Source organism: Microcoleus sp. N3A4 (assembly GCF_036701805.1).
Lineage (GTDB): Bacteria > Cyanobacteriota > Cyanobacteriia > Cyanobacteriales > Microcoleaceae > Microcoleus.
This window is the reverse complement of sequence record NZ_JAUBRJ010000056.1, coordinates 43,981-53,268: the sequence shown is the minus strand read 5'-3', so window position 1 is coordinate 53,268 and position 9,288 is coordinate 43,981. Positions and strand designations below refer to the sequence as shown.

Here is a 9,288-nt window from a genome sequence, read left to right as displayed (position 1 = left end):
TCCAAAATCTCAAATCTAAAATCCTCAAGCCCCCGAATTTATCCGTGGGGTCAATCTAAAATCTAAAATCTAAAATCGAATGACTGGAATTTCGCCATTGGGTTCAATGCTTCTATTTTGGGAAATTGGGGTGCCTAGGATTAAGGGGATTTACCGCTAAGAGCATTAAGGCTAAAGAAGGGGAACAGCTCAGCAAAGCCACGAGGTTTTTGTTGGCGATAACTTTCCAGTAGACGTGCAAGATTTTAGTTTAACAGATCGATCGATGGATTTGAGGCGAGCGCATAAAATTTTACTTTTTATTTGAGATTGCTTGTTGGTATTGAAAGTCTGCCTGCGCGGACTTTTTAGTTTGGGGATAAGCCGAGTCTAATTATTTGCCCGCGTAAGCCCCCATCCGTTCCTTGATAAACCGGATATAAAAATGCCTGAAAGTAGACTTAATCACCCGCGGCATACCAAAGTCGATCGGCATCATGTTTTCCGGTAACTTCCAATCCAAAACCTTGAGAGTTTCCGGCTGCAAAAGCGGAAAATCAATCGCCTCTAAATTCGAGCAAAGTCCCAATCTCATCGCCGCAGCTACAGTCGGAACCGCCGCCGGATCGGCATTAATAATTTCAACTAAAGTTCTGTCCAAGGCAAACACATCATCAGATGCGCCCAAAATTCCCAAAAACTTAGGTTCGCCGCCGCTTGGCCCGTTACCTTCGTGACCGATAATTGCATCCAAAATCGTCAAATTTGGGTTAATTGCCCGGGCAGTTTCTACCAGCATTTCACCGAACCTAGCGCTATCTTTGCCAGCTTCCATGTGCCACCAAGCCTTCATTTTGCCGGGGACACAGCCGAACAAATTTTTCACGCCCATTGTCACCGTTAATTGAACGTGAGATTTTAGTTTGGGCAAATTAATCACTACATCCGCTTCCATTGCTTCTTTGCAAATTCGCAGATGATTGAAATCTTCGCTGACAGTTTCGTAGCGTTTTCCTTGAAACTCAACTACTGGCAAATTCAGTTCTTCCAACAGCGGCAAATAACCGTTGGCTTTGGCTACACCCATTGCGCTACCAAAAGCTGGACTGTCACCTAAAAACGGTTTTCCTCCCGCTTCCACGACCATTTTAGCCACGCAGTAAACCAATTCTGGGCGGGTGACGCATTCTTTGGTAGGGCGAGAACCGGTGAGGAGATTGGGTTTGAGTAAAACCCGATCGCCCGATTTGACAAAAGCCGAGATTCCGCCCAAGGGTGCGAGCAAACTTTCTAAAGATGTTTGCAAAATTTGGCGATCGTATGAATTAGCACGAATTAAACTAACAGCAGACATAATTGGTAATTGGTAATTGGTAATTGGTAATTGGTAATTGGTAATTGGTAATTGGTAATTTTTCCTCGCTATTAATTGTCTGCGATTGCGATTACCGATTACCCATTACCGCTAACTATAGCAACTCGGTTTAAGTATCCATCGGCAATCTACCAGCAGCAGCCCGCTGCATGGTACTAACTCGCAGCGAGTTAGAGAATACTCCTTGACCTTGCAGTTCAGGGATAGCAGGTTTAACTTCAACTTTCACCAAACGGGCAGTACAGATAAAAACCGTTTGATCGACTAAATGAAAAGTCAACCAAGGTTGATTTAACAAATGCAGCACTTCCTCTTGAAATTCTTGTGCAGGCATCGGGATAGTAAAGGTTTCCGTGTGACCTTCCACATAATGAAATGTCACTTGAGTCGTGTTCTCTTTATCGTGAGTTAATTTGCCAAAAGAACCTGCGCGCATAAATTTTCCTCCCAAACTTTAAACTATAAAAAAAATTCAGAATTAAATGTAAAAAAATTGAATTCTGAATTCTTTAACTTTAACCTGTGACAGCCCTTACGCAGAACTCAGAAGGTAGAATGCAGAATTCAATCGAGTTCAGCCTTCTAGTTTCTAGCTGATACTTGCGATCGCCTAAACGTTAGCAGAAGATGCCGGCATCGCACTCATTTTCTCTAAATCTAGAACTTTTGCCAAGTCTTCTGCACTCATTAAACCCCGTTCTAACACAATTTGCCGCAAAGATTTGCCGGTTTCTAGAGATTCTTTAGCGACAGCGGCGGCGTTGAGATAGCCGATGTGAGTGTTGAGGGCGGTAACGAGGGCGAGACTACCTTCAGCATAAGCGAGACACCGATCGCCCTTAGCTTCTATTTTTTCCAGGCATTTGGTGCTCAGGGCGCTGATGGTATTGCCTAAAATTTCGATGCTGTGAATCAGATTGTAGGCAATCAGGGGCATCATCACGTTTAATTCTAATTGTCCCGCTTGGGCGGCCAGGGCGATCGCGCTATCGTAACCCATAACTTGAAAACACACCATCGATGTCATTTCTGCCATTACAGGATTGTATTTTCCCGGCATAATTGACGAACCAGGTTGCACGGGAGGCAGTTGAATTTCTTTCAAACCCGTTTTCGGCCCTGAGTCCATCAAACGCAAGTCATGGGACATTTTAACGCAATCCTGAGCGAGATTTCGCAGTGCACCGGACACATTTACAAACGGTGCCATACTCTGCATAGCAGCCATTAAATGCTTTGCTGGTTTCAGGGGGTGGTCGATTAATTCGGAGAGAATTTCAGCAACTTTTTGACAATATTCTGAGTGAGTATTTAAGCCAGTCCCCACCGCACTGCCGCCCAATCCCAGGGAGGTCAAATCATCGGATGCCCTATCAATTCTCAAAGTATGTTCTCTGAGAATTTGTGCCCAAGCGCCGAAGGTATCGCCGAGTCGAACAGGCACGGCATCTTGCATATGAGTGCGGCCGGATTTTACAATATCTTTGAATTCTTCGGCTTTGTTTTCTAGGGCAACTACGGCCTCCGACAAAGCCGGAAAAAGAGTTTTTTCTAATGCCAACAATCCGCCGATCCGAATCGCCGTCGGAATCACATCATTGGTCGATTGACCGTAGTTTACATGATCGTTAGGACTGACGCGCTTGTAGTTGCCTTTTTCCTCGCCCATAATTTCCAAAGCGCGATTAGAAAGAACTTCATTAACATTCATGTGGTGAGAAGTTCCGGCGCCGGCTTGGTAGACATCAACTACAAATTGATCGCGCAATTTGCCTGCTAGGATTTCATCTGCTGCTTGGACAATGGCTTGACTGATGTCTTCTGGAATGCAGCCGAGTTCGCCATTGGCGATCGCCGTAGCTTTCTTAATTAAAACACAAGCATCAACGTAAGTTGATAAAGGCTTAATGCCGCTGATCGGAAAATTTTCAATAGCCCTGAGAGTTTGGATGCCGTAATAGACATTAGATGGGATTTGTTTGTCTCCCATCGAGTCGCTTTCGGTGCGGTAGGTGATGGTTGGCTGTTGAGTCATATCGTCTGGTTTGTGATGATTGGGAATTGGGAATGTTTTTTAAGAATGCTGACTGCCACTCCTGTTTTACCGCGCCGGCGGGTTCAGTAAAACAAAAGTCACGATTGTAAATAATTATCTCACACTCCGACTTAAATCTCAAAGCTCAAATCTTAAATTAAGATTATTTCTATAAAATTGTGCAAGAATAGTTGTGTAATTCCGAGTTTTTAAGATCGCCTACTTATGTACTTTATCAGATAAATTTTGCGTGTTTAAGAAAAAATATTAAACCAAACTTCAGAACTTTGTTACAAAAATTCAAGTTAGAATTTTCGGAAAGTTGTTATATTTGGTAGCACAAACAATTTTGCAGCAGGCGAATTGCCAAAAATTATGCCGCGTTACCAAACCATAGATGATGTTCCTACCCTCCAAGAGGCACTCGAAGGAATAGTTGTTGAAGATTTAAAAAAGCTGAATGCACTGTTGTCGGGCGATCGTAAATTAACCCGCAAAGCTGACCTGGTTGCTGGGATTAAACAGCAAATGCAGGGAGAAAAACTCAAGCAAGTTTGGGCGCAATTAGACGATTTGCAAAAAGCGGCCGTAGCGGAAGTTATACATGGGTCAGGTGGTGGCTATGATGCCGATGTATTTGTGGCGAAATACGGACAACAACCAAACTGGGGAACAAGCGATCGCTATGGATACAACCGAGAACCATCCATACTGTGCTTGTTCTTCTACGGCACTGCGATACCCTACGATCTTGAAGAAAAATTGCTGAAGTTTGTGCCAAAACCTCAAGCAACTTCCTTAAATCTGGTTGGCGATGTACTGCCAGATAATTTTATGGTTCGTGTAGAAAAACATAACTTTCGTACATCTAAAAAAGAGGTATCCGAGTACGAACTTCCCTTGACTATTTTTGAAATGGAACGGGTAGCCCCAAAGGATTTGGAAGCAGTTTTGCGTCTGATTCAGTCGGGAAAAGTTGCCGTTAGCGAGAAAACCGCATTACCTGGTGCCGCAACTCTCAAAGCGATCGCCGCCGTATTGCAAGGGGGTGATTTTTATAACGACGAACAGCGCCAAGCTACCTTGGAAAAGGGCGATATATTCTACGAGGTTGGTAACATCAAATCCTTTGCTTGGGCCGCGATCGCCCAAGCGAGCAAATTCGCCGAACAATCGGGCAAAAAGCTAGTTTTGACCAAAGCGGGACAGAAAGCTTTGCAAGAATCACCTGCCAAAGGATTACAGACAGCATGGAAGCGCTGGTTAAAAACAAACTCTTTTGATGAATTTCGCCGCATTGATGCGATTAAAGGACAAACCGGCAAGGGGGCGCGCGGCATGACAGCGGCGGCGGGGCGGAGAGAGGCGATCGCCTCAAGGCTAGCAGAATGTCCTGTCGGTAAATGGATTCTGTTTAGCGAATTTAGCAGGTATATGTTGGCAACTGGGAATCGGTTTGAAGTAACGCGCGATCCCGACAATCTCTATATTTCTGAATTTGGGTATGGTAACTTAGGATATTCGGGCAGTCACGATTGGCATATCCTGCAAGAAAGATATATGCGCTGCCTGTTGTTTGAGTATGTTGCTACCCTGGGAATAATTGATGTTGCCTATGCCGATCCGTCCCTCGTACCCAGCGATTTTGACGATCTTTGGGGAACGGACGATTTGAGATTTCTCAGCCGCTACGACGGCTTAATCTCTTTTCGCCTGACAGCTTTGGGGGCTTACTGTTTGGGATTGACTCAGAATTACACCCCGCCAGCAATTGAGTTCCGTCAAACACTCCGCGTACTGCCCAATTTAGATATTGTTGTAGCAGGAGAAGGCATTGCGGCATCAGATGCGATCGTCCTCGATCTCTATACTAAAAAAGTTTCAGATGTCGTCTGGCAACTCGATCGACAAAAGCTATTTACCGCCATTGAAGCCGGATACCCGCTAGCAGAATTTAAAGAAGTTTTAGAGACAAGAAGTATCGAACCGCTACCCGAAACCGTACAGCAATTTCTGACGGATGTTACAGAACGATCGAATAGTTTGCAAGATGCAGGAACTGTCAAGTTAATCGAATGTGCTAACCCCCATTTAGCAGTGTTGATTGCCAATGATTCCCGTACCAAAAAATTCTGTCAGCTAGCGGGCGCTAGCACTTTGGCGGTTCCATTATCCCAGGAAACTAAATTTCGCAACGCCCTGCGGCAGATCGGCTACGTCTTACCCCAGCGGGATAAATAGTAAGATTCTGTCCGGTGGTATCTGAGATGTTGCATCATTCTCAATAAGGCTTTTATGGGCGGGCTTTCTGGCCCACCCCACAAGAAATTAATTCGGAACAGGCAAGATGCCTGTTCCACAAGAAATTAATTCTTTGTGGAACAGGCATCTTGCCTGTTCTTAAGAATGTTGCAAGATGTAATGTGGTAAGTTGTTCTGCCTTTTATCTGCGATCGCAACAACCTATGAATTACGTTCCCGAAAATGCTTTGATCGTGCAAAGCGATCGATCGATCTTACTAGAAGTTCACGCTCCCACAGCACAACAGGCGCGAGAAGCGATCGCCCCCTTTGCCGAATTAATCAAAAGTCCCGAACACATCCACACCTATCGCATCACGCCCCTCAGCGTGTGGAATGCGCGGGCGGCGGGAATGCCAGTTGAAGACGCGATCTCCGCTTTGCGAAAGTATGCCAAGTATGCCATTCCTGAGTCCGTAGCGCAGGAAATTGAACTGTTGGGGGCGCGGTATGGATTAACTGTAATTGAAAGAATCGATGCGGCTAACCCGGATTTACAACTGCGAATTGCCGATTTGCCCCTAGCGGAATTGCTGGTACGGGACGATCGCGTTAAACCAATGTTGGGCAAGCGCATCTCGGATCTTTGCTTTCAAGTCGATGCCGGGAATCGCGGCGTACTCAAGCAAGCTTTACTAGCGGTGGGCTATCCGGCAGAAGATTTGGCTGGATATGTCGAGGGTGCCGAATTAGGGATTTCTTTGCGCGATCGTACTCTAACAGATTTGCCCTTTAACTTGCGTGCTTATCAACAAGAAGCAGCAGAGGCATTCTATCAGGATGGGGAGGTAAAAGGTGGCAGTGGGACGATCGTCCTACCGTGCGGGGCTGGTAAAACCATAGTCGGGATGTTAGCGATGAGTTTGGTCAAGCAAAAGACACTCATCCTCACCAGCAGTTTGACTTCAGTGCACCAGTGGCGCAGGGAAATATTAGACAAAACGAGTTTAACTGAGGATGCGATCGCTGAGTACAGCAGTGTCACCAAACAGACGGCTGCTGTCACCCTATCGACTTACCAAATGCTAAGTTATCGATCGAATAAAGATGATGAATTCCCGCATTTCGAGTTGTTTAATGCGGAATCGTGGGGACTGATTATTTATGATGAAGTCCATCTATTACCTGCACCGATATTTCGGATCACCGCTGAATTACAAGCACGGCGCAGGTTAGGTTTAACTGCGACATTGATTCGCGAAGACGGGAAAGAAGGCGATGTATTCACGTTGATTGGGCCCAAGCGCTATGACGTACCTTGGCGCGAATTGGAAGGACAGGGATTTATTGCCACTGCCAATTGTACGGAAATCCGCGTCGCCCAAAATGAGGCGGAAAAAATGGAATATGCCCTAGCGCCCCGCCGCAATCAGTTTCGCATTGCTGCGGAAAATCCAGCTAAGTTGGATGTGGTGCAAAGTTTGTTGCAAAAGGAGGCGGGACACCGTATTTTAATTATTGGTGAGTATCTCGAACAGTTGGATGCGATCGCCAAAATTACCCAATTGCCTCTGATTACGGGGAAGACAAAACAGGCAGATCGCGATCGGTTATACGAAGCATTCCGTCACAAAGAGATTCCCGGATTAATTCTATCTCGCGTGGGCAATTTTGCCGTCGATTTACCCGATGCCGATGTTTTAATTCAAGTATCGGGAAAGTATGGTTCTCGCCAAGAAGAAGCGCAGCGCCTCGGACGAATTCTCCGCCCCAAACCCGACGGACACAATGCCAGCTTTTATACATTAGTATCGCTACAAACTTGCGAGGAAGATTTTGCCCGACACCGCCAACTATTCCTCACCGAACAGGGCTACAACTATCGCATAGAAGTTCAAAAATATGTTTAGTCAGCGATCGATAAATTCTTGGTAAAACTGCTCGTGCAAACCTGAGAAATTATCCATCCCCTCCTTTGTCAGACACCCCATCTTACCAGTGTGCGGGTTTTCTACGTAGCTATAATTTTTTTTTGAAACATTAGGATTATCGCTCCACCTAATGTTGAACGCTGCATAGTTTGGGTAAAAGGTCATTGATGCATAAGCATCAATGTGGTCATGTATCCACCATGCCAATGCTGTCCAATCTTGAGTGCGTTCATAGTAAGGGATGAATGATGTAACAACAATACATACTGTTGCTCCCATATACCCCTCTGAATCTTTGACATCCCAGATATGTTCTGCATAGTTGGACTCATTACTGGCACAGTTGTACTGATTTTTATTCTCTGCTCCTTTGGCGTTCACCGCACAAGAACGATAGGCTGAGCGGATACTAATCCGACCAAGCGCATCTTGAATTGGTTCAAGCACCCTCTCACACAAATTCTTTCCGGCTGCGATCGCCAAATCAGGATCGCTAGGAATGTTAGGGATACCTTCAATTTGAGAGATTTCTGAATAAAGAAACTCGCGCATGAAAAAACTCTTAGAGAGTTGAATCCGTCCTAGCTCTTCCAAAGCTTTAACAGTTTGTGGCTTTCTCATAGAATGAACTCCAGCAATTAGAGGTGAATAGCTTAATGTTAAACACTGGCAGATAATTTAGAAGCATTGTTGCAGCCAAAAGCAACGTTCCGGTTGAGTGGCTAGAAATAACTTTTGCATCACCACCAATATCTTTCGGTAGTCCGCTCCAACCGGGTTGTTAGACCGCGGCGATCGCCACTTGACGCTGTTATTCTCCGCGTCCTGGTTTGCAATCTGCAAAACCTAATGCCTCTGTGTCAAGGAAACTAGCGATCGCCATCTCAATGACTGCTTCGATTGGATATTCAATTTCAGCAGCACGAGCAATTAGGGCAGCACGAATTCGTTCAGGAAAACGTCCTAAAATAACTTCGGCATCAGCGAGGGAAAGTTGCTCTTGAAGTTTGGCTTGCATGGCTTTACATCTCAATTGGAATTTGGACGTTGTAAGGGGGTTCAGCAGCTCTTAGAATGATGGCTTCTAGCTCCAATAGTAACGCAGGGTTCTGCCAGTGAGAAATTGTCTGTACTGCAATCCGTATGTCTTCATCGCTATATTTATCGAGCCATGCCCACAAAAAAGCTTTGTGCCCACCACTGAAGCGACCTCGTAAGCTCTTGGTTTTACCGATGTAGAGCAATCCATCAGTTCTGTGCCTGATTGCATAAATGCCAGGACGCGCAGGAATGCTCTCAAACCCACGGGTCAAGGGTTGACATTGCTCAAAGGGAATGAAAGCAATCGCGTCTAGAATTCTTCGTGCTTGGATTTGTAGGTCAGAATCATTCGTTGGCATGAAGGCAAGAAGGCTAATTGCACAGAAATCATAATCCCACAAATTCTGTTACAACCATCATAAACTCGGGATGGTTTCCTGCGCGATCGCACAGAGAAGGCGATCGAGCCCGAGCTGATTTGAGCCTTGACCGTGCCTGTGTTTTTCTAGGATATGGGAAAGGGGCGAGCGATCGAGTTTTACCGGCAGGTAAAAAATGTAACGTTATTTCCGTAAAAAACCTGGTTTCTGCGTCCAGGAGTATTCATGATGAAATTAAATCTAAAAAGCAACAAGTGTAGAATATCTGGCAACCATCCGAATTATACCTCCCAACATCCTGCTACA

The 9,288-nt window shown here is 45.4% G+C and carries 8 protein-coding genes; 2 read left to right on the top strand and 6 right to left on the bottom strand.

Annotated elements, in window-relative coordinates:
- Window positions 1-373 precede the first annotated feature (373 nt).
- The 3 genes from QUA56_RS26360 to QUA56_RS26350 all read right to left on the bottom strand — a co-directional run bounded on the left by QUA56_RS26360 (window position 374) and on the right by QUA56_RS26350 (window position 3,389).
- Entirely contained in the window at window positions 374-1,333 is a 960-nt protein-coding gene (locus QUA56_RS26360; protein WP_333363808.1) for a DUF362 domain-containing protein, read from the bottom strand.
- A gap of 130 nt (window positions 1,334-1,463) precedes the next feature.
- Window positions 1,464-1,790, bottom strand: a complete 327-nt coding sequence (locus QUA56_RS26355; protein ID WP_333363805.1) for a hypothetical protein — start codon at window positions 1,788-1,790, stop codon at window positions 1,464-1,466.
- A 174-nt stretch (window positions 1,791-1,964) separates the two neighbouring features.
- Window positions 1,965-3,389 (bottom strand): aspartate ammonia-lyase, encoded by a 1,425-nt coding sequence (locus QUA56_RS26350; RefSeq protein WP_333363802.1) that lies wholly within the window; start codon window positions 3,387-3,389, stop codon window positions 1,965-1,967.
- A gap of 375 nt (window positions 3,390-3,764) precedes the next feature.
- Here QUA56_RS26350 and QUA56_RS26345 point away from each other — a divergent pair, with 375 nt between their 5' ends.
- Window positions 3,765-5,630 (top strand): hypothetical protein, encoded by a 1,866-nt coding sequence (locus tag QUA56_RS26345; RefSeq protein WP_333363799.1) that lies wholly within the window; start codon window positions 3,765-3,767, stop codon window positions 5,628-5,630.
- A gap of 149 nt (window positions 5,631-5,779) precedes the next feature.
- Entirely contained in the window at window positions 5,780-7,540 is a 1,761-nt protein-coding gene (locus QUA56_RS26340; protein ID WP_333363797.1) for a DNA repair helicase XPB, read from the top strand.
- Here QUA56_RS26340 and QUA56_RS26335 read toward each other — a convergent pair whose 3' ends face one another.
- The 3 genes from QUA56_RS26335 to QUA56_RS26325 form a co-directional block, all read right to left on the bottom strand.
- Window positions 7,541-8,182: a peptidase M15 gene (locus tag QUA56_RS26335; RefSeq protein ID WP_333363794.1), complete on the bottom strand. Its 642-nt coding sequence runs from the start codon at window positions 8,180-8,182 to the stop codon at window positions 7,541-7,543.
- A gap of 190 nt (window positions 8,183-8,372) precedes the next feature.
- Window positions 8,373-8,579 carry a hypothetical protein gene (locus QUA56_RS26330; RefSeq protein ID WP_333363791.1) on the bottom strand — a complete coding sequence of 69 codons (207 nt, stop codon included), beginning with the start codon at window positions 8,577-8,579 and terminating at the stop codon, window positions 8,373-8,375.
- A gap of 4 nt (window positions 8,580-8,583) precedes the next feature.
- A complete protein-coding gene (locus QUA56_RS26325; protein WP_333363788.1) occupies window positions 8,584-9,003 on the bottom strand; it encodes a GIY-YIG nuclease family protein in 420 nt (139 codons plus the stop codon).
- Between the last annotated feature and the right edge of the window lie 285 nt (window positions 9,004-9,288).

Excerpts from the sequence above, each read along its gene's own strand:
- QUA56_RS26360 (WP_333363808.1), bottom strand. The coding sequence starts at position 1,333 with ATGTCTGCTGTTAGTTTAATTCGTGCTAATTCATACGATCGCCAAATT.
- QUA56_RS26355 (WP_333363805.1), bottom strand. The coding sequence starts at position 1,790 with ATGCGCGCAGGTTCTTTTGGCAAATTAACTCACGATAAAGAGAACACG.
- QUA56_RS26350 (WP_333363802.1), bottom strand. The coding sequence starts at position 3,389 with ATGACTCAACAGCCAACCATCACCTACCGCACCGAAAGCGACTCGATG.
- QUA56_RS26345 (WP_333363799.1), top strand. The coding sequence starts at position 3,765 with ATGCCGCGTTACCAAACCATAGATGATGTTCCTACCCTCCAAGAGGCA.
- QUA56_RS26335 (WP_333363794.1), bottom strand. The coding sequence starts at position 8,182 with ATGAGAAAGCCACAAACTGTTAAAGCTTTGGAAGAGCTAGGACGGATT.
- QUA56_RS26330 (WP_333363791.1), bottom strand. The coding sequence starts at position 8,579 with ATGCAAGCCAAACTTCAAGAGCAACTTTCCCTCGCTGATGCCGAAGTT.